Here is an 18,863-nt window from a genome sequence, read left to right on the forward strand (position 1 = left end):
AGCCTGTAGCAAACATTGCGCGCGCACAGTCGCGGACCTCGAATGCGCGGGGGCGACGATGAGCGAGCAGCGCGAGGAACCGGCGGTCGACGAAGCGGAGCTGCCGTTTCGTCTCGGTGCCGCCGCTGCGGCGACCCTGATGCTCGCCGCCTGCGGTGGTGGCGGTGGTGGCGGCAGCAACGAACCGCTGCCGGGCACCGGCGGCGAGACGCCGACCACGCCCGCGGTTCCCCCGTCGCGCCGCGACGCCGCGCGTTTCTTGAGCCAGGCCAGCTTCGGCCCGCGCTCCATCGAAGAGGTCGAGAGCCTGCGGGCGATGGGCTACGAGCGCTGGCTGCACGAGCAGTTCAACGCCCCGACGGCGAGCCACGTCGCCTACCTCGAGGAGCAGCGCACGCGCGACGAGCACGGCAAGGTGCGCGACGAGATGAGCTACGAGGCGGTGTGGCAGCAGTGGCTGTTCGGCACCGACGTGCTGCGCGCCCGCGTCGCCTGGGCCTGGCTGCAGATCTTCGTGATCTCGAACGTCGCGCCGGACCTGCGGCCGCATGCGATGAGCAGCTACCTCGACATGCTCAACCGCCATGCCTTCGGCAACTACCGCACGCTGCTCGAGGACGCCACGCTGCACCCGGCGATGGGCTACTACCTGAACATGCTCGGCTCGGCGAAAGAGGATCCGAAGAAGGGCACGCATCCGAACGAGAACTACGCGCGCGAGGTGCTGCAGCTGTTTTCGATCGGCCTCGCGAAGCTGAACCCCGACGGCTCGACGCAGCTCGATGCCGACGGCAAGGCGATCCCGACCTACGACGAGCGCGTCGTCAAGGGTTTCGCGAAGGCCTTCAGCGGCTTCAGCCACGGCGGGCTCGACACGGCGAATCCGAAGGTCTTCTACAGCCACGACGACAACGTCGAGGCGCTGTGGGTGACCCCGATGCAGGCTTGGGCCGCCTACCACGACGACGGCGAGAAGATCCTGCTCGACGGGCGCATGCTGCCGCCGGCCCAGGGCCCGCAGCGCGACCTGAAGGACGCGCTCGACAGCATCTTCAACCATCCGAACGTCGGGCCGTTCATCGGGCGGCAGCTGATCCAGCGGCTGGTCACCAGCAATCCCAGTCCGGCCTACATCCAGCGGATCGCCGCGGTGTTTGCCAACAACGGGCAGGGCATCCGCGGCGACCTGCGTGCCGTCGTGCGCGCGATCCTGCTCGATGCGGAAGCGCGCGGCGACGATGCGGCCACGCGCCCGCGCTTCGGCAAGCAGCGCGAACCGGTGCTGCGCTTCGCGATGTTCCTGCGCGCGCTCGGTGCAAAGAGTGCAAACGGCCGTAACTCGATCCACTACCTCGACGGCGCCGACGACGCGCTCGGCCAGAGCCCCCTGCTCGCGCCGTCGGTCTTCAATTTCTATTCGCCCAATTTCCGGCCCGCCGGGCCGCTGGCGGCCGGCGGCATGGTCGCGCCGGAATTCCAGATCACCAGCGAGACCACCGTCGTCGGCTCGCTGAACTTCTTCGCCGCGTTCTTCCGCCGCGGCGGCTATGGCAGCGGCGATTCGAAGCTGATGCTCGACTTCGCGCCGCTCGTGCCGCTGGCCGACGGGACCGGCGCCGCGCTGATCGAGCGCCTCGACCTGCTGTTCTTCGACCTGCAGATGAGTGCCAGCACGCGCAGCCGGCTCTCGACCCTGATCGCTGCGCTGCCCGGCACCAACGCCGACAAGCGGCTGCAGCGCGTGAAGGCGGCGCTGACCGTCGTTGCGCTGTCGCCCGACCACGTGATCCAGAAATGAGGAGCCCCGCGATGATCCAGCGCCGCACCGTGCTGCAGGCGGCCGCGCTCGCGGCGGCGACCCCGTTCGCACCGCTGTCGGTGCTGGCGCAGACCACCGGCGGCAGCGGCTACCGCGCGCTGGTGTGCCTGTTCATGTTCGGCGGCAACGATGCCAACAACCTGCTGGTGCCGACCGACGACACGCGCTACGGCCAGTACCAGCGTGCACGGCCGAACCTGGCCCTATCACGCAATGCGCTCGTCCCGTTGGCGCCCGGCGGCACGCCCAACGGCTACGGCCTGCATCCGGCGATGGCGCCGATGAAGCCGCTGTTCGATGCGGGCCAGGCGGCGCTGGTCGCCAATGTCGGCCCGCTGATGGCGCCGACCACCAAGCAGCAGATGCAGTCGCGTTCGGTGCCGCTGCCGATCAACCTCTATTCGCACAGCGACCAGCAGGCGGCCTGGCAGAGCGCGCTGGTCGATGCGCCGGCGCGCAACGGCTGGGGCGGCCGCCTGCTGGAGCGCCTGGTCGCCAGCGGCACACAGAATCGCGGCTACTGCGCGGTCAGCGTCGCCGGCGGCAACCTGTGGGAAACCGGCGACCGCGGCCTGTCGCCGTACCGCGTGTCGTCCAGCGGCGACTTCGGCTTCGACTTCTACGATCCGGCCGGCACCGATGCGCTGTCGGTGGCGATCAACGGCGTGCTCGGCGAGGCGCGCAGCGACCCGTTCGAGCAGACCTGGCTGAACCTGATGGGGCGTTCGATCGAGAACCAGCGTGTGCTGAGCGGCGCACTCGACGCCGCGGCACTCACGACGACGTTTCCGAACACCGGCCTCGGTCGCCAGCTGCAGATGGCGGCGCGGCTGATCGGCGCGCGCGGCGCGCTGGGTTTGTCGCGGCAGTGCTTCTTCGCCAGCATCGGCGGCTTCGACACGCACGGCGACGACCAGCTGCAGCGCCAGAACGAGTTGCTCGGGGAGATCGCCGGCGCCGTCGCCGCTTTCCATGCGGCGACGGTCGAGCTCGGCGTCGCGCGCGAGGTGACGCTCTTCACCGGCAGCGACTTCGGCCGCACCTTCGCGTCGAACGGCGCCGGCAGCGACCACGGCTGGGGCGCGCACCAGTGGGCGGTCGGCGGCGCGGTGCGCGGCGGGCGCATCGTCGGCCGCTTCCAGGAGCTGGCCATCGGCGGGCCCGACGATGTCGGCCAGGGCGTGTGGATTCCGAGCGTCGCGCTCGACCAATTGGGCGGCGAGCTGGCGCGCTGGTTCGGCGCTGATACGGCGCTGATCGACGAGGTGTTCCCGCGGCTGCGTTACTTCGATCGCGAGCTCGGGTTGATGAACTTCGCTTGACTCACGGCGCGAGGCCGAGAAACGCCTTGACCGGCGCGACCGTCGCCGCCGGATCTTCCTCGTGCGGCACATGGCCCAGCGTTTCGAACACCACGAGGCGGCTGCCGGCGATGTCTTTCGCGAAACGCTGCGCGACTGCCGGCGGGATCAGCCGGTCGCGTTGGCCCCACAGGATCAGCGTCGGCAGCGTCAGCGTCGCGATGCGGGCTTCGTCGGGGGTTTGTCCGACGAGCTGCATGCGTTCGGCCAGCGCACGCCGGTTGCCCTCGCGCAGCGCCATCTCGAAATAGCGGTCGACGAGGGTGTCGGTCACCTTGGCCGGGTCGCCGTAGACGTCGTGCAGGCTGCTGACGACCACGGCACGCGGCATCAACCACTCGCTGAGCGTGCCGAAGCCGGGCAGGCGCGCGATCCGGAACCCCAGCGGCACGGATTGAGACGCAAAGGAGTGACCGCTGGCATCGACCAGCACCAGCCGCTCGACCCGCTGCGGCGCGGCGGCGGCGACCTGCCACGCGACCTCGCCGCCGAGCGAGTTGCCGCCGACCACGAAGCGCTGCACGCCGAGCCGGTCGAGCACGTCGAGCACGAAGCGCGCGTATTCGCGGCCGGTGTAAGGCCGGCCGGCATATGCGCCCGCGAAGGGGCCTGTCAAGCCGAAAGCCGGCAGGTCGAGCGTGATCACGCGGCGCTGGCCGCGCAGCGCGCGCACCCAGCCCTCCCAGGTGTGCAGGCTGGCCGAGGTGCCATGCAGCAGCACGATCGGCGCCCCGTCCGCGCGCGGACCTTCGTCGCGGTAGTGCACCAGCTGGCCCTGCAGGTCGAGGAATTCCGACGGCGGCGGCGCCCAGCGGTGCACCAGCGATTCGACGCTGCGCGGCGGCGCGCGCAGCAGCGGCACCGCCAGCGCCGTCAGCATCAGCAGCAGGCCGACGATGCGCAGCGCGGCCGTCGCCATGCGGTTCAGGCGGTGAGCGCGGTGTCGAGTGCCACGCGTTCGTCGAACACGAAGCAGCGACCGCGCCAGCCGGGTGCGGCGCCAGCGGTTTCCTCGAAGTACTTGAGGATGCCGCCTTCGAGCTGGTAGCTGTGCTCGAGGCCCATCGCCTGCATCACCAGCGCGGCCTTCTCGCAGCGGATGCCGCCGGTGCAGTAGCTGACGACGGTGTGGCCGGCGAGCCGCTCGCGCTGCGCCGCGAGCGCCGCCGGAAAGTCGCTGAACTTCTGCAGCCGCCAGTCGAGCGCGTCGTCGAAGGCGCCGGCGTCGACCTCGAAGCCGTTGCGCGTGTCGAGCATCAGCAGCGGCCGGCCGGCATCGTCGTGGCCTTGGGCTATCCAGCGCGCCAGCGTCGCCGCCTCGACGGCCGGTGCGCGGCTGGCGGCCGGGCGCACGGCCGGCATGTCCATGCGGATGATCTCGCGCTTGACCTTGACCTTCAGCCGCTTGAACGGCTGCGTTTCGCTGAAGCTGCGCTTGGCCTCGAGGCCGGCGAAGCGCGCGTCTTCGCGCAGGGCATCGAGCCAGGCGTCGAGCGCGTCGGGCGGGCCGGCGAGAAAGAGGTTGATGCCTTCCTCGGCCAGCAGCACCGTGCCCTTCAATCCGCGCGCCTGCGCGGCGTCGAACAGCCGGTCGCGCAGCGCGGCCAGTTCGTCGAGCTGGACGAAGCGGTAGGTGGAGACATTGAGGATCGGCACGCCGCGATTCTAGGAAACCCGCTCCCTACAATCTGCGGATGCCTTTTGTCCACCTGCGCACCCACACCGAATACTCCGTCGTCGACGGCACCTTGCGCATCGACGATGCCGCCGCCGCGGCGCGCGCGGACAGCCAGGCGGCGCTGGCGATCACCGACCTGTCGAACCTCTTCGGCGCGGTCAAGTTCTACAAGGCCTGCCGGGGCAAGGGCGTCAAGCCGATCATCGGCGCCGACATCTTCGTCGAACCCGATCCGGCGCTCGGCGGCGACAAGCAGCCCAGCCGCCTGCTGCTGCTGGGGCAGGACCGGCAGGGTTACCTGAACCTGTGCGAGCTGCTGGCGCGCGGCTGGGTCGACAACGCGCAGCGCGCGCAGGCGTGGATCAAGTGGGAGTGGCTGGCCGAGCTGGGCGGCGGGCTGATCGCGCTGTCCGGCGCCGATCTCGGCGTCATCGGCGCGGCCTTGCTGGCAGGTGACACGGCGCGTGCGGCGACGGCTGCGAAACGCCTGGCCGAGCTCTTTCCCGGCCGCTTCTACATCGAGCTGCAGCGCGCCGGCCTCGCGACGCACGAGGCGCACGTGCGCGCCGCCGTGCCGCTGGCCGCCGAGCTCGGCCTGCCGGTCGTCGCGACGCACCCGGTGCAGTTCGCGACGCCCGACGATTTCGATGCGCACGAGGCGCGCATCTGCGTCGCCGAGGGCGAGACGCTGGGCAATGCCAAGCGCATCAAGCGCTTCTCGCGCGAGCAGTACTTCAAGACCCAGGCGCAGATCGAGGCGCTGTTCGCCGACGTGCCGTCGGCGCTGGCCAACAGCGTGCAGATTGCGCGCCGCTGCAACCTGCAGCTGGCGATGGGCAAGAACTACCTGCCGGACTTCCCGACGCCGCTCGAGAACGGCGTGCCGATGCCGATGGACGCGTACTTCAGGCGTTTGAGCTTCGAGGGCCTGGAGGAGCGGCTGGCGGTGCTGTTCCCCGATCCGGCGCGGCGCGAGGCGGTGCGGCCGGAATACGTCGAGCGGCTGGAGTTCGAGATCCGGACCATCCTGAAGATGGGCTTCCCCGGCTACTTCCTGATCGTGGCGGACTTCATCAACTGGGCCAAGACCAACGGCTGCCCGGTCGGCCCGGGCCGCGGCTCGGGCGCCGGCTCGCTGGTGGCCTATGCGCTGAAGATCACCGACCTCGACCCGCTGCAGTACAAGCTGCTGTTCGAGCGTTTCCTGAACCCCGAGCGCGTGTCGATGCCCGACTTCGACATCGATTTCTGCCAGGGCAACCGCGACCGGGTGATCGACTACGTCAAGAACAAGTACGGCCGCGAGGCGGTGAGCCAGATAGCAACCTTTGGCACGATGGCGGCGAAGGCCGCCCTGCGTGACGTGGGTCGTGTGCTGGGCATGGGCTATGGCCATGTCGACTCGATCGCCAAGCTGATTCCCGCGCCTCCAGGGAAATCGGTGACCCTCGCGAAGGTCCCCGAGACCCCCGACGGCAGCATCATCTACGCCCGCAAGGAAGCGCCCGAGCTCGAGCAGCGCGAGGCCGCCGACGAGGAGGTCGCCGAGCTGCTGAGCCTGGCCACGCGCGTCGAAGGCATCGTGCGCAACATCGGCATGCACGCCGGGGGCGTGCTGATCGCGCCGGGCAAGATCACCGACTTCTGCCCGCTCTACCAGCAGCCGGGCAGCGACTCGGCCGTGAGCCAGTACGACAAGGACGACGTCGAGGCGATCGGCCTGGTGAAGTTCGACTTCCTGGGCCTGGCGACGCTGACGATCCTGGAGCTGGCGAAGGACTTCATCGTCGCGCGCCATCCCGAGCGCCGCGACTTCAGCTTCGAGACCATTGCGCTCGACGACCCGCGCGTCTACAAGCTGTTCTCCGAAGGCCTGACCGAGAGCGTGTTCCAGTTCGAGTCCCGCGGCATGCAGGGCATGCTGCGCGACGCGAAGCCGAGCCGGCTCGAGGACCTGATCGCGCTGAACGCGCTGTACCGGCCCGGGCCGATGGACCTGATCCCGAGCTTCGTCGCGCGCAAGCACGGGCGCGAGAAGGTCGAGTACCCGCATCCGCTGCTCGAGGACGTGCTCGCCGAGACCTACGGGATCATGGTCTACCAGGAGCAGGTGATGCAGGCCGCGCAGGTGCTCGGCGGCTACTCGCTCGGCGGCGCCGACCTGCTGCGCCGCGCGATGGGCAAGAAGAAGCCCGAGGAGATGGCCCAGCACCGCGAGATCTTCCGCAGCGGTGCGAAGGACAAGGGCATCGCCGAGCAGACCGCCGACGAGGTCTTCGACCTGATGGAGAAGTTCGCAGGCTACGGCTTCAACAAGAGCCATGCCGCCGCGTACTCGCTGCTCGCGTACCACACCGGCTGGCTGAAGGTGCACCACCCGGCCGAGTTCTACGCGGCCAACATGACGATCGAAATGGACAACACCGACAAGCTGAAGGTGTTGCTCAACGACGCGAAGCTGTTCAACGTGGCCTTCGAGCCGCCCGACGTCAACCGCGGCGTCTGGCGCTTCGAGCCGGTCACCGACAAGCTGGTCCGGTACGGCCTGGGCGCCGTCAAGGGCACCGGCCAGGGGGCGATCGAGGCGATCGTCGAGGCGCGTGAGGCTGAAGGGCTCTTCCGCAGCTTCTTCGACTTCTGCGGCCGCGTCGACCGCAAGCGCGTCAACAAGCGCGTCGTCGAAGCGCTGATCAAGGCCGGCGCCTTCGATGCGCTTCAACCCGACCGGGCGAGCCTGCTCGCCTCCGTCGGCCTGGCCTTCGAATGGGCCGACACGCAGGTGGTCAACGCGTCGCAGGGCGGGCTGTTCGACGACCTGGGCGACGTGCACGGCTCGTCGACGCAGGAGCCGCCGCTGCAGCCGGGCGAGGACTGGAGCATCCGCGAGCGCCTGACGCTGGAGAAGTCCGCGCTCGGCTTCTACCTTAGCGGCCACCTGTTCGACCAGAGCGAAACCGAGGTCCGCCGCTTCTGCAAGCGCCGCATCGCCGACTTGGTCGACAGCCGCGACCCGCAACTGCTGGCCGGCATCGTCGGCGAGCTGCGCTTCGTCAACGGCCAGCGCGGCCGCGTCGCGATCTTCAAGCTCGACGACAAGAGCGAGTCGATCGAGGCCGTCGCCAACGACGAGCTGATCGAGGCCAACAAGGACCTGCTGAAGGAGGACGAGCTGCTGATCGTGCAGGGCAAGGTGCAGCCCGACCGCTTCTCCGGCGGCCTGCGGCTGAACGTCAACCAGGTCTGGAGTCTGGCGGCTGCGCGGGCGCGTTTCGGCCGCTACCTGCAGGTGGCGATCAACGGTGCGCTCGATGGCGAGGTGCGTCCGCTGACCGATCTGCTGCGCGACTGGCCACCGAAGCGCGAGGCCACCGAGCAGGGTGACCTGGTGCAGGGCCTCGGCGTGCGGCTGGCGATCCGCCGCCCGACGGCGAGCGCCGAGCTCGACCTCGGCGACGACGGCCGCTTCTGGCCCAGCGACGAGGCGCTGCAGCGCTGGCAGGCGCTGGCCGCCGGCGGCCAGGCGGCCATCGTCTACGAGGCCTGAGAACTTCCTCACGGCCTTCGCAATGGCTTACGCGGCGACGGCATGTTCGCCGACAACCCGGCCCGGCAGGCTGCCGTTGAAATAGTCGTCGACGACCCCCTCGGTCGAGGAGCCCGCCATGAAGAACATCAGCGCGACACTGCTCGCGATCGCCGCAACGCTTGCCGCACTCAGCGGCACGGCCCAAGCCGCCGACGTCGGCGTATCGATCAACATCAGCCAGCCCGGTGTCTACGGCCGCATCGACATCGGCCGTTTCCCGCAGCCCGCCGTCGTGGTGGCGCAGCCGGTGCTGATCGCGCCGCAGCCGGTGGTCGTGCACCAGCCGGTGCAGCCGGTGTACCTGTGGGTGCCGCCGGGCCATCGCAAGAACTGGCGCCATCACTGCCGGGCCTACGGCGCCTGCGGTGTGCCGGTCTACTTCGTGCAGGACGGTTGGTACCAGCAGCACGTGATGGTGCACAGCGACAAGCACCACAAGGGCAAGGGCCACGGCCATGGCCATGGCCACGGCAAGAACAAGCACGATTGAAGCTCCGCCCCGCCGCTCCCCGGGCAACTCCGTAGCCAGGTGAGCGCAACCATGGCGACAGAATGTCGCCATGTACGAAACGCCCATCACCGGCCTGGTGCTCACCGGTGGCGGTGCGCGCGCGGCCTACCAGGTCGGTGTGCTGGGCGCACTGGCCAGGCTGCGGCGCGAGTCCGGCACCGACCTGCACCGCAACCCTTTTGCGGTCATCTGCGGCACCTCCGCCGGCGCGATCAATGGCGCCGCGCTGGCCTGCCAGGCCGATCGCTTCGATGCCGCCGTTGAGGTGCTGACGCGCGTCTGGCGCGAGTTCCACGCCGAGCAGGTCTACCGTGCCGATTCGCTGGGCGTGATTCGCAGCGGCGCGCAGTGGCTGACGATGCTGTCGATCGGCTGGGTGCTCGCGCGCTGGCGCCGCGCGCGGCCGCGCTCGATGCTGGACAACGGGCCGCTCGGCGAGCTGCTCGCCCGCACCGTGCAGTTCGACCGGCTGCCGGCGCTGCTCGGCGCGCGCCACCTGCAGGCCCTGGCGATCACCGCGTCGAGCTACTCGAGCGGCGAGCACGTCACCTTCTACCAGTCGGCCAGCGAGGTCGAGCCGTGGACACGCTCGCAGCGCGTCGCGGTGCCGGCGCGCATGGACCACGCGCACCTGCTGGCGTCGTCGGCGATCCCCTTCGTCTTCCCGGCGGCCGAGCTGCCGCGCGACGGCCAGCGCGAGTGGTTCGGCGATGGCTCGATGCGCCAGACCGCGCCGATCTCGCCGGCGATCCACCTCGGCGCGCAGCGGCTGGTGGTGATCGGCGCCGGCCGCATGCACGAGCCGCCGGGCCGGCAGGTGCAGAACAACGGCTACCCGTCGCTGGCGCAGATCGCCGGCCACGCGCTGTCGGGCATCTTTCTCGACGCGCTGATGCTCGACGTCGAGCGCATGGAGCGCGTCAACCGCACGCTCGCGCTGCTGCCCGAATCGGCGCGGCTGAAGACGCCGCTGCGCACGCTGCAGGCGCTGGTGATCGCGCCGTCGCAGCGGCTCGACGACATCGCCACGCGCCACCAGGCCAGCCTGCCGGCCCCCGTGCGCGCGCTGCTGCGCGGGGTCGGCGTCAGCGGCTCGGGCCAGGATGCGCGCGGTGCGGCGCTGGCCAGCTACCTGCTGTTCGAGTCCTCGTACACCCGCGAGCTGATGGCGCTGGGCATGGCCGACGTGATGGCGCGGCGCGACGAGGTGCTGAGCTTCTTCGGCTGGCAGCCGGTCGCTGCTGCGCGCGAAGCCGCGCCGACCGCCACCAGCTAACGCCCATTCGGCGCGTCATCGGCGCGCCGCAAGGCGACCACCAGGTTCGGCGCCAGCGCCTGCGCATCCCAGTGGTACGCAAAGGCCACGACGCGCTCGATCAGCCGCTGCGCTCCGGCGCGCAGCAGGCGTTTCGGGTTGCGCGCCGTGCGGTACCACGGCATCTCGCCATGGCAGGCGATGGCCAGTCCGCTGGCGCTGGCGATCTGGCGGAACTTCGACAGGCCCAGCGTCGTCACGTGGGTCAGGTCGCCGTGCTGAAAGATGCGGCCGAACGGCGATTCGCCGTTGGGCACGCGGCACAACAACACGCCGCCCGGCCGCAGCATCGCGGCGAGCGTCTGGAACAGCGGGATCAGCGCGGCCTGTTCGATGTGCTCGAACACGTCGAAGGCGGCGATCAGGTCGAAGCGCCGGTCGGCGCCGAGCGCGGCGATCGACGCATGGCTTTCGATGCCGGCCGCGGCGGCGCGCTGGCGCAGCTCGTCCTGCATCTCGATGCCGACGACCCGCGCGCCGCGCGCGCGTGCGAAGCCGAGGAAGCTGCCGTTGCCGAAGCCGATCTCGAGCACATCGGCGATCGGTGCCGGATGGCAGCGCGCCAGGTGCCAGGCGAAGTAGCGTGCATCACCGCGCGAACACTGGCCGAAGCGCGCCGCGTCCCATTGTTTCCACGCGGTGTAGTCGGCCAGTTCCTGCGTCGGTGTGCTCATGGTTCAACTCGTCGGATGCGTTTCGCCGCCATCGATGCGCTCGATCACGCGCCGGTACTTGTCGACGATCGTCGCCCAGTCGTAGCGCTCGGCGACGTAGCGCCGTCCGTGCTGCGCCTGCTCGGCGCGCTGTGCGGGCGCCTGCGCGAGCAGCTGTGCGACCGCCGCGGCGAAGCCTGCGTAGTCATCGTAGGTCGCGCCGACGCCGCTGTCGCGCACATGCTGGCGCAGCACCTCGCTGCCGCGGTTGACGATCACCGGGCAGCCCTGGGCCAGGCTCTCCAGCAGCACCAGCGACAGGCTCTCGTGCCTTGACGGCACGACCAGCGCCGCGGCGTGGGCGATCAGCTGATCACGTTCGGCGTCGCTGACGAAGCCGGTCAGCACGATGTGCGGATGGTCGGGCCGCGCCATCACCAGCTTGCCGCAGACCACCAGCTGCAGCGGTTCGGGCGTCTGCTCGGCGAGCCGGGCGAAGTGCCGGAACAGCTCGTCGCAACCCTTGCTCGCATCGACGCGGCCGACGTAGATCAGGTAGCGGCCGCGGATGCCGTGGCGCGCCGCGGTCTGCATCCAGCGCGCGTGATGCGCCGCGTCGTCGCTCGCCTCGGCGGGCGCCGGCAGTTCGATACCGACGCCGCAGACCTCGCCCGGCGCCAGATCGTCGCCGTAGAGCTGCTGCGCGACCACGCGTTCGGCGGCGGTGTTGTACATGATCCAGGCCGGCGCGCGGAACACGCGATGGAAGTGCGGCAGCACCATCGTCTTCTCGTCGTGCAGCGTCGGCACCAGGATGCTGCGCGTGGGCGCGACCAGCACGCCGAGTGCCGCGGGATGGAAGCGCGCGGTCATGAAGATCAGCGCCGCGTAGTCGGCGGCATGGCGCTCGAGGTGCGCGATCAGCCCGTCCATCGTCGGACCCTGCGCCCGCAGGTACTCGAGGCCATCGCTCGTATCGTCGCCGCGCGGCTGCGCCACCGCAGCCAGCCCGAGCAGCGGCAGCCAGCGCCGCAACTTGAAGCGCAGCTTGTGGCGCAGCGGCATCGTGCGGCGCCGGCCGCGCGAGCGCGGCGGATGGTCGAAGCGCAGCACGCGGCAGCCGTCGAGCGCCTCCTCGCCGGCCGGGAAGTGCGGGTGCCAATGCCGGTAGTCGAGCGCGCGCGAGGTCAGCACGTCGATGTCGTAGTGTGGCCGCAGCGCCTGCGCCAGCAGCCGCGCATGCAGCTCGGCGCCGCCGTTGACCTCGCGCCCGTAGCGCTGCACGACGATCGCGATGCGCTTCATGCCGGGTCGTCCGCGAGCAGGCGCCGGTACAGCGCGATGTACGACAGCGCGCAGCGCGACCACGAAAACTGCCGCGCGTGGGCGATGACGGCGTCGGCCCGGCCCGGCGCCTGGTGCGCGGCGAGGCCGGCTTCGATGCGCGCGCGCATCTGCGGGCCATCGAAGGTGTCGAAGTAGAACGCAAGCTCGCCGCCGACCTCGGGCAGCGAGGTCAGCCGCGACAGGAACACCGGCTTGCCGAAGTGCATCGCCTCGATCGGCGGCAGGCCGAAGCCTTCGGCCAGCGACGGGAACAGAAAGCCCATGCAGTGCGCATAGAGCCAGGCCTTCTCGGCTTCGCCGATGTCGAGCAGCAGCGTCACGTTGTGCAGCCCGCGCTCGGCGATCGAGCGCCGCACGGTCGCGGTGTAGTCGCTGGCAGCGCCGGCCAGCACCAGCGGCTGCTCGGGCCACGCCGCGGCCAGGTCGAGCAGCGCCGTGATGTTCTTCGTCGGTGCCAGCCGGCTAACGTGCAAGAGGAACGGCCGAGCGGCGATCTCGCCGATGCCGGCCGGCGGGGTCTGCGGCGCGCCGCTCAGATCGGTGGCGCCGTTGTGGATCACCTGCGGCGCCACCCGCAGCGACGGCAGCTCGCGCGCGAGGTCGCCGGCGACGTACTGCGTGATCGCCACCACCGCATCGGCGGCGGCGAGCCGGCGCGCCAGCCGCGCACGATAGCCCTCGAGCTTGCCGCCGCGCTTGGTGTGCAGGAAGTTCAGGTCGTGCACGGTCTCGACGCGCCGCCGCGTGCCCAGCGGCGCGCGCAGCCGGTTGTGCTGGTGCAGCGTGTGCCACAGCGCGAAGCCGGTCGTGCGCAGGTGGGCGGCGCGCTGCAGCGTGTGGGTCGCGAGGTAGCCGACCTGCGCGCCGAAGAGGCCGTGGAACTCGTGCGGCAGGTGAAAGTGCAGCGCAATGCAATCGCGCTCGCGCAGCTCGTCGGCACGTGCGGCCAGGGCGCCGCACAGCTGGCGCGAGAACTCGCCGAGGCCGTCGTTCCAGTGGCGGATGCGGCCGAGCCCGATGCCGACGTGGCGCAGCGCGGCGGCGCGGGTGGTCATCCGGCGCGGCTGTCGGCGGCGGCCGCTTCCGGCAGCGGGCGCTCGCCCGCAGCCAGCTGCGCCTGCGCGCGCTCGATCACCTCGTCGACGGCCGGCCACTCGGGCCAGCGGCGCACGATCTGCACCGTCGGTCCCCAGGGCGCCCACTGCTCGGGCTTGGTCGGGCCGAGCACGCTGAGCACCGGTGCGCCGACGGCCGCGGCGAGGTGCGCCGGCCCGGTGTCGTTCGACACCACCAGCGCCGCGCGCCGCAGCAGCCCGCCGTAGGCCGCGAGGTCGACGCCGGCGAGCAGCTTCACGCCCGGGAACTGGGTCGTGATGATCTGGTCCTCGCCCGGCCCGGGGCAGGCGACGACCTCGTGTCCGCAGCGCAGCAGTGCGTGCGAGAACTGTGCGAATGCGGGCCAGGTCTTCTGCTGGTCCTCGAACAGCCCGCCGGCGAACGGGCAGATGACGATGAAGCCAGGCCGCACCTGCGCGCGCGCCAGCACCTCGTCGGCACGCTGCTGGTCCGACGGCCGCGTCGCGAGATCGATCGCCGGCGGCGGGGCGGCGCTGGTGCGCAGGAAGCGGCAGGCGAGCTCCCAGTAGCTGGTCAATGCGTGGCCGCCATAGCGCAGCGGCTCGCTGCGCGCGAGCAGCAGGCCACGCGCCTCCTGCCGGTAGCCGACGGCCTTCAGCCCGGCCAGGCGCATCTCGAGCGCGCTGGAGAACGACGTGGGCAGCACCAGGCCGTTCTCGCGCCGATCGAAGCCGGCATCGCGGGCCACGGCGTCGTCGTGCAGGCGGCGCAGCTGGGCGACGCGTTCCTTCAACGGCTTCGGCCGTGCATGCACCGACCAGGCTTCGCCGGCCAGCAGCGGCGCGGCCCAGCGCTCGCCGACCAATTGCAGCTCGTAGCCGTGCGACTGCAGCTGGCGCAGCGCCGGCACGCCGAGGACCACGTCTCCCACCCAGTTGCGCAGGCGAACGATGAGCGGGCGGGGCGTCATGCTTTGAAGAGGGGCGGCGACCGCGCCGCCGCTTCGGGCGCACGCAAGGACAAGGATAATTCCGGGTCCGCATTCTGCCATTCGACCCATGAGCCCAACGCCACCCCTTCCGCGCGCCGCCGAGGTGATCGCGCTGCACGACGGCCTGCTCGCCCGCGCCGACTGGCCGCGCGAGGAACCGCCCCCGCGCGACGATGCGCTGTGGCACTGGATGCAGGCCAACCACCGCTTCAACTGCCGGCTGTGGGCCGAGGAAGACCTGGCGCGCCGCACGCAGGTGGCCGACAGCGAGATCGCCGCCAACAAGCGCGCGATCGACGGCTTCAACCAGGCCCGCAACGACGCGACCGAGCGCGTCGACGAGCTGCTGCTGATCGCGCTCGGCCTGGTCGATGCCGCATCGGCGCGCACCGATGCGCCGGTGTCGACGGTGCCGGCCGGCGCGCGGCTGAACAGCGAGACCGCCGGCAGCATGATCGACCGCCTGTCGATCATGGCGCTGAAGGTGCACGCGATGCGCGCCCAGACCGAGCGGCAGGACGTCGACGCCGAGCACATCGCCGCCAGCCGCGTCAAGCTGGCGCGGCTCGAGCAGCAGCGCAGCGACCTCGGCAGCTGCCTCGATGCCCTGCTCGTCGATGCCGCCGCCGGACACGCGTACTTCAAGGTTTATCGCCAGTTCAAGATGTACAACGACCCGCGCTTCAATCCCGCGCTGGTCGCGGAACGCAGCGCCGGCCGGTGAAGATCCTGATCGTCAAGACCTCGTCGATGGGCGACGTGGTCCATGCGCTGCCGGCGGTCAGCGACATCCGCCGGCTGCGCCCCGGCGTGGTGGTCGACTGGCTGGTCGAGGCGCCGTTCGCCGCGATCCCGCGCCTGCATCCTGCCGTGCGGCGCGTGCTGCCCTTGTCGTGGCGCAAATGGCGCAAGTCGCTGCTGCAGCGCGAGACCCGCGCGGCGATGACCCGCCTGCGCGACGAGCTGCGCAGCGAGACCTACGACCTGGTGCTCGACCTGCAGGGCCTGCTGAAGAGCGTGATGTGGGGCCTGCAGGCGCGCGGGCCGCTGGTCGGCTACGACCGCGCCAGCATCCGCGAGCCGATGGCGGCGCTGTGCTACCAGCGCACGGCCGCCGTGTCGCGCGAGCTGCATGCCGTCGAACGCTGCCGGCGGCTGACCGCGGCGCACCTGGGCTATCCGCTGCCGGCCGAGCGGCCGGTCTTCGGCATCCAGGCGCCGCCGCCCGGCGAGTGGCGCGCGCCGGTGCTCGGCGCGGTGCTGATTCCCTGCGCGAGCCGGCCCGAGAAGCTGTGGCCCGAAGCGCACTGGATCGCGATCGGACAGCGCCTCGTGCAGGCCAGGCTGAAGCCGGTCGTGCTGTGGGGCAGCGACGAGGAGCGTGCGCGCGCCGAGCGCATCGCCGCCGGCTGCGACGGACTGGTGCCGCCCTTCCTGAGCGTCAGCGAGACCGCCGCGGTGCTCGGCCAGGCGCGCCAGATCGTCGGCCTCGACACCGGTTTCTCGCACCTCGGTGCCGCCTTCGGTGCGCCGACGATCGGCATCTATTGCGACCACGCACCCGGCCTGGCCGGCATCACCGGACCGGGTCGCGTCGCCAGCCTCGGCGCCAAGGGCGAGGTGCCTTCGCTCGAGGCCGTGCAGGCGCAACTCGAGCAACATCTCACGCCGCTGCGGCGGTAGGAAGCCTGCCCCCAGCTCACTTCGTTCGCGGCCCCCGAGGGGCGCTCCGCCGGCTTGGGAGCGGCCCGGCGCCGGCGGAGTCGTCCCCCGGATCGCGGGGTCCCCCCCTGAAATCGACCCCACGTGCCGAACGCGCGGTGCAACACTGGCGCCGGACGACAGTTGTACGTCGTCAAGCGGAGAAACCCGATGCGCCTGACCCGACTCGCCACCGCCCTGCTGCTGTGTGCCGGCAGCATTGCCGCCAGCGCGGCTCCCATCACGCTGACCGGCACCGTGCGCGACTTTGCCGCCGACGGCGCGAACTTCGAAGGGCCGATCATCGGCTTGCACAGCGGGCTCGTCGGCTCGACGCTGGCCGGCCCGTCGCCGACGCTGACCGCCTTCGGTTCGACGCTGATCAGCAGCGCCGGCGCGGGCGGCTTTCCGCTCTGGTACACGAAGGCCAGCGACTCGATGCCGCTGAGCCTGACGCTGACCGAGAAGGTCGGCAGCCCCGGCATCTACGAGTTCACGGACACCACGTTCTTCCCGATCGACGGCATGCTGCTGAACACCGGCGTTCCGGGCACCAACTTCCACTTCACCTACGCGATCGCCGCGACCTTCGACTACGCGCCGGGCACCGGCCAGGTCTTCAGCTTCACCGGGGACGACGACGTCTGGGTCTACTTCGACAAGATGCTCGGCATCGACTTAGGCGGCGTGCACGGCGCGGCGTCTGCCACGGTCGACCTCGATACGCTGTTCGGCCCCGGCAAGGCAGCCGGCACCTACAGCTTCGACTTCTTCTTCGCCGAGCGGCACACCTCGGCCTCGACGCTGCACATCGAGACATCGCTGGTGCTGGCGCCGCCGCCCCCGCCCGGCGTGCCCGAGCCGGGTGGCTTCGCCCTCGCGGCGACGGCACTCGCCGCGCTGGCCTGGTCGCAGCGCCGGCGCCTGCCGGGCCAGCGCTGAGCAGCGCTAGAGCTCTTCGATCCGCTGCGGCGGGAAGCTGTCCCAGCTGAGGCAGCCCGGGCACTGCCAGAAGTGCCGCTGCGCCTCGAAGCCGCAGGCGGCACAGCGGTAGCGCTGCAGCGGCCGCGCGGCGCGCGCGACGGCATCACGCACGCTCTGGCGCGCGAATTCGGGCCAGCTGGCGCGCGGCGTGTCGAGCAGCTCGAGCGCGGCGGACAGGCTCGGCTGGCCGCGCAGCAGCTCGAGCAGCTGCGGTGCCGCGCCGGGCGGGATGCCTTCCAGCGTCGCCAGTGCGCGCAGCAGGTCGATGCTCGGCAGGCGTTCGTAGAGCTGCTTGAGCACCTGTGCCGCGGCAGCGTTCTGGCCGCTGGCTTGCGCGAAGGCGACGAACTCGTGCGCCAGCCGGGCGAACGACTCCGGCGCGCGCTGGCGCAACTCGGCCCAGGCGGCCATCGCTTCGTCGTGGCGGCCTTGGCGCGCCAGGCGCTGCGCGCGCAGCAGCAGCGGGCGCGGCGCGTGTGGTGCCGCCTCGCCGGCCTTGGCGAGCGCGCTCTCGGCACCGGCGGCGTCGCCGCGGTCATCGGCTTCGACGGCCAGCTCGCACTGGTAATGCGCGATGCGGGTGGCGAACGAGCCGGTGCCGCTCTTTTCGAGGTGCGCCGCCACGTCGACCGCGGCGCGCCAGTCGCGCGAGCGCTCGTACAGGCCGAGCCGCGCCAGCCGCGCCTCGGTGTCGAAGGGCGTGCCTTCGAGCGCTTGGAAAGCTTCTTCGGCGCGGTCGAAGAGGCCGGCCTTCATGAAGTCGTGCGCCAGTGCATGCTGCGCGCGTTCGCGCTCGGCGGCGGCCAGATCGGCACGCTGCAGCAGGTGCTGGTGCACGCGCACCGCGCGCTCGAACTCGCCGCGGCGGCGGAACAGGTTGCCCAGCGCGAAGTGCAGCTCGCTGGTGTCGGGGTCGGCCTGCACCGCCTCGATGAAGGCATCGATCGCCTTGTCGGGCTGCTCATTGAGCAGCAGGTTCAGGCCCTTGAAGTAGGCCTTCGGCGCTTCCCGGTCAGTGCGCTTCCATTGCCGCAGGTCGAAGCGCGAGGCGATCCAGCCGAGCGCGAAGGCGACGGGCAGGCCGATCAGCAGCCACTGCCAGAAATCGAAGCCTTCCACTAGAGCCCTTCGCGCGGCGGATGCTCGGGACCGAACTCGGACGGCGTCACGGTGATCGGGTCGGCCGCCGGCTTGGGCGGCGGCGCGGGTGGCGGCGCGGCGCGGCGCGCGACGCGGCGGTGCTTCCACCAGGCCGGCACCATCGCCAGCACGCCGAGCGCGGCGCCGCCGGCGAAGGCAGCCAGCACGATGATCACCATCGGCGCGCGCCATTGCGCGCCGAAGAACCAGTGCACGACGGCCTGCTGTTCGTTGTTCAGCGCGAACGCGAACAGCGTGAAGAAGAGGAAGGCCCGCAGGGCCCAGACAAGAATGCGCATCGCCGCGCGATTCTACGAAGCGGGCCCATGAAAAAGGGACCCGTGTGGGTCCCTCGAAACAGTCTTGACGCCGCGCGCGCCGGCTAACGCGCCACCGGCTCGTCATCGAGCACCGGCAGCCGGTCGTCGACCGACTCGCGCAGCGCCTTGCCGGGCTTGAAGTGCGGCACCAGCTTCTCGGGAATCGTCACCTTCTCGCCGCTGCGCGGATTGCGTCCGACGCGCGGCGGGCGGCGATTGATCGAGAAGCTGCCGAAACCGCGGATCTCGATGCGGTGGCCACGCGCCAGCGCATCGGTCATCGCATCGAGGATCGTCTTGACCGCGAACTCGGTGTCGCGTTGCGTCAGCTGGCCGAAGCGTTCGGCCAGCTTGGCCACGAGATCGGATCGGGTCATGTC

17 protein-coding genes are annotated in these 18,863 nt (G+C 70.8%); 8 read left to right on the forward strand and 9 right to left on the reverse strand.

Going from position 1 to position 18,863, the window contains the following annotated elements:
* Nucleotides 1-58 precede the first annotated feature (58 nt).
* Both HLB44_RS13060 and HLB44_RS13065 read left to right on the forward strand, forming a co-directional pair.
* Nucleotides 59-1,798 (forward strand): DUF1800 domain-containing protein, encoded by a 1,740-nt coding sequence (locus HLB44_RS13060; protein ID WP_173123094.1) that lies wholly within the window; start codon nt 59-61, stop codon nt 1,796-1,798.
* An 11-nt stretch (nt 1,799-1,809) separates the two neighbouring features.
* The gene (locus HLB44_RS13065) at nt 1,810-3,141 is read left to right on the forward strand and encodes a DUF1501 domain-containing protein (RefSeq protein WP_173123096.1); all 1,332 of its coding nucleotides are present in this window, start codon (nt 1,810-1,812) and stop codon (nt 3,139-3,141) included.
* Nucleotide 3,142: 1 nt separating this feature from the next.
* Here HLB44_RS13065 and HLB44_RS13070 read toward each other — a convergent pair whose 3' ends face one another.
* Together HLB44_RS13070 and HLB44_RS13075 are read right to left on the reverse strand one after the other, a co-directional pair.
* The gene (locus HLB44_RS13070; RefSeq protein ID WP_173123098.1) at nt 3,143-4,099 is read right to left on the reverse strand and encodes an alpha/beta fold hydrolase; all 957 of its coding nucleotides are present in this window, start codon (nt 4,097-4,099) and stop codon (nt 3,143-3,145) included.
* A gap of 5 nt (nt 4,100-4,104) precedes the next feature.
* The gene (locus HLB44_RS13075) at nt 4,105-4,836 is read right to left on the reverse strand and encodes a sulfurtransferase (RefSeq protein WP_173123100.1); all 732 of its coding nucleotides are present in this window, start codon (nt 4,834-4,836) and stop codon (nt 4,105-4,107) included.
* Nucleotides 4,837-4,874: 38 nt separating this feature from the next.
* Between HLB44_RS13075 and dnaE the strand changes: the two genes are divergently transcribed.
* The 3 genes from dnaE to HLB44_RS13090 all read left to right on the forward strand — a co-directional run bounded on the left by dnaE (nt 4,875) and on the right by HLB44_RS13090 (nt 10,231).
* A complete protein-coding gene (gene dnaE, locus HLB44_RS13080) occupies nt 4,875-8,402 on the forward strand; it encodes a DNA polymerase III subunit alpha (RefSeq protein ID WP_173123103.1) in 3,528 nt (1,175 codons plus the stop codon).
* Nucleotides 8,403-8,520: 118 nt separating this feature from the next.
* A complete protein-coding gene (locus tag HLB44_RS13085; protein WP_173123105.1) occupies nt 8,521-8,934 on the forward strand; it encodes a hypothetical protein in 414 nt (137 codons plus the stop codon).
* Between the two features lie 70 nt (nt 8,935-9,004).
* Nucleotides 9,005-10,231, forward strand: a complete 1,227-nt coding sequence (locus tag HLB44_RS13090; protein WP_173123107.1) for a patatin-like phospholipase family protein — start codon at nt 9,005-9,007, stop codon at nt 10,229-10,231.
* On the opposite strand, the gene HLB44_RS13095 is transcribed toward HLB44_RS13090, so the two are convergent.
* From HLB44_RS13095 to HLB44_RS13110, 4 genes are read right to left on the reverse strand one after another with little or no spacing between them, the layout of a single operon-like run.
* Nucleotides 10,228-10,944 (reverse strand): class I SAM-dependent methyltransferase, encoded by a 717-nt coding sequence (locus HLB44_RS13095; RefSeq protein ID WP_173123109.1) that lies wholly within the window; start codon nt 10,942-10,944, stop codon nt 10,228-10,230. The genes HLB44_RS13090 and HLB44_RS13095 overlap by 4 nt on opposite strands.
* Nucleotides 10,945-10,947: 3 nt before the next feature.
* Nucleotides 10,948-12,228, reverse strand: a complete 1,281-nt coding sequence (locus HLB44_RS13100; RefSeq protein WP_173123111.1) for a glycosyltransferase — start codon at nt 12,226-12,228, stop codon at nt 10,948-10,950.
* Nucleotides 12,225-13,325, reverse strand: a complete 1,101-nt coding sequence (locus tag HLB44_RS13105) for a glycosyltransferase family 4 protein (protein WP_173123113.1) — start codon at nt 13,323-13,325, stop codon at nt 12,225-12,227. The genes HLB44_RS13100 and HLB44_RS13105 overlap by 4 nt, the downstream gene beginning before the upstream one ends.
* Nucleotides 13,322-14,317, reverse strand: a complete 996-nt coding sequence (locus HLB44_RS13110) for a glycosyltransferase family 9 protein (RefSeq protein WP_173123115.1) — start codon at nt 14,315-14,317, stop codon at nt 13,322-13,324. The genes HLB44_RS13105 and HLB44_RS13110 overlap by 4 nt, the downstream gene beginning before the upstream one ends.
* Nucleotides 14,318-14,405: 88 nt before the next feature.
* Here HLB44_RS13110 and HLB44_RS13115 point away from each other — a divergent pair, with 88 nt between their 5' ends.
* The 3 genes from HLB44_RS13115 (at nt 14,406) to HLB44_RS13125 (ending at nt 16,981) form a co-directional block, all read left to right on the forward strand.
* Complete coding sequence (locus tag HLB44_RS13115; RefSeq protein ID WP_173123117.1) at nt 14,406-15,062, forward strand: DUF4254 domain-containing protein; 657 nt, start codon at nt 14,406-14,408, stop codon at nt 15,060-15,062.
* Nucleotides 15,059-16,021, forward strand: a complete 963-nt coding sequence (gene waaC, locus HLB44_RS13120; RefSeq protein WP_173123119.1) for a lipopolysaccharide heptosyltransferase I — start codon at nt 15,059-15,061, stop codon at nt 16,019-16,021. Before HLB44_RS13115 ends, waaC begins: the two co-directional genes overlap by 4 nt.
* 189 nt (nt 16,022-16,210) lie before the next feature.
* On the forward strand, nt 16,211-16,981 hold the full coding sequence (locus tag HLB44_RS13125) for a fibro-slime domain-containing protein (RefSeq protein ID WP_173123121.1): 771 nt from the start codon (nt 16,211-16,213) through the stop codon (nt 16,979-16,981).
* A gap of 6 nt (nt 16,982-16,987) precedes the next feature.
* Here the strand turns inward: HLB44_RS13125 and lapB are convergent, their stop codons facing one another.
* The 3 genes from lapB to HLB44_RS13140 all read right to left on the reverse strand — a co-directional run bounded on the left by lapB (nt 16,988) and on the right by HLB44_RS13140 (nt 18,860).
* On the reverse strand, nt 16,988-18,142 hold the full coding sequence (gene lapB / locus HLB44_RS13130) for a lipopolysaccharide assembly protein LapB (protein WP_173123123.1): 1,155 nt from the start codon (nt 18,140-18,142) through the stop codon (nt 16,988-16,990).
* On the reverse strand, nt 18,142-18,462 hold the full coding sequence (locus HLB44_RS13135; RefSeq protein WP_173123125.1) for a lipopolysaccharide assembly protein LapA domain-containing protein: 321 nt from the start codon (nt 18,460-18,462) through the stop codon (nt 18,142-18,144). Before HLB44_RS13135 ends, lapB begins: the two co-directional genes overlap by 1 nt.
* A gap of 83 nt (nt 18,463-18,545) precedes the next feature.
* Nucleotides 18,546-18,860, reverse strand: coding sequence for an integration host factor subunit beta (locus HLB44_RS13140; protein ID WP_173123127.1), 315 nt, complete (start codon nt 18,858-18,860; stop codon nt 18,546-18,548).
* Nucleotides 18,861-18,863 lie beyond the last annotated feature (3 nt).

This window comes from Pseudaquabacterium terrae (genome assembly GCF_013266755.1).
Lineage (GTDB): Bacteria > Pseudomonadota > Gammaproteobacteria > Burkholderiales > Burkholderiaceae_C > Pseudaquabacterium > Pseudaquabacterium terrae.

What these genes read in the sequence shown, in the direction of transcription:
- HLB44_RS13070 (WP_173123098.1), bottom strand. Translation starts at nt 4,099, where the DNA reads ATGGCGACGGCCGCGCTGCGCATCGTCGGCCTGCTGCTGATGCTGACG.
- HLB44_RS13065 (WP_173123096.1), top strand. Translation starts at nt 1,810, where the DNA reads ATGATCCAGCGCCGCACCGTGCTGCAGGCGGCCGCGCTCGCGGCGGCG.
- HLB44_RS13095 (WP_173123109.1), bottom strand. Translation starts at nt 10,944, where the DNA reads ATGAGCACACCGACGCAGGAACTGGCCGACTACACCGCGTGGAAACAA.
- HLB44_RS13060 (WP_173123094.1), top strand. Translation starts at nt 59, where the DNA reads ATGAGCGAGCAGCGCGAGGAACCGGCGGTCGACGAAGCGGAGCTGCCG.
- HLB44_RS13125 (WP_173123121.1), top strand. Translation starts at nt 16,211, where the DNA reads ATGCGCCTGACCCGACTCGCCACCGCCCTGCTGCTGTGTGCCGGCAGC.
- dnaE (WP_173123103.1), top strand. Translation starts at nt 4,875, where the DNA reads ATGCCTTTTGTCCACCTGCGCACCCACACCGAATACTCCGTCGTCGAC.
- HLB44_RS13085 (WP_173123105.1), top strand. Translation starts at nt 8,521, where the DNA reads ATGAAGAACATCAGCGCGACACTGCTCGCGATCGCCGCAACGCTTGCC.
- HLB44_RS13110 (WP_173123115.1), bottom strand. Translation starts at nt 14,317, where the DNA reads ATGACGCCCCGCCCGCTCATCGTTCGCCTGCGCAACTGGGTGGGAGAC.
- HLB44_RS13090 (WP_173123107.1), top strand. Translation starts at nt 9,005, where the DNA reads ATGTACGAAACGCCCATCACCGGCCTGGTGCTCACCGGTGGCGGTGCG.
- HLB44_RS13100 (WP_173123111.1), bottom strand. Translation starts at nt 12,228, where the DNA reads ATGAAGCGCATCGCGATCGTCGTGCAGCGCTACGGGCGCGAGGTCAAC.
- HLB44_RS13140 (WP_173123127.1), bottom strand. Translation starts at nt 18,860, where the DNA reads ATGACCCGATCCGATCTCGTGGCCAAGCTGGCCGAACGCTTCGGCCAG.
- HLB44_RS13135 (WP_173123125.1), bottom strand. Translation starts at nt 18,462, where the DNA reads ATGCGCATTCTTGTCTGGGCCCTGCGGGCCTTCCTCTTCTTCACGCTG.
- HLB44_RS13115 (WP_173123117.1), top strand. Translation starts at nt 14,406, where the DNA reads ATGAGCCCAACGCCACCCCTTCCGCGCGCCGCCGAGGTGATCGCGCTG.
- HLB44_RS13105 (WP_173123113.1), bottom strand. Translation starts at nt 13,325, where the DNA reads ATGACCACCCGCGCCGCCGCGCTGCGCCACGTCGGCATCGGGCTCGGC.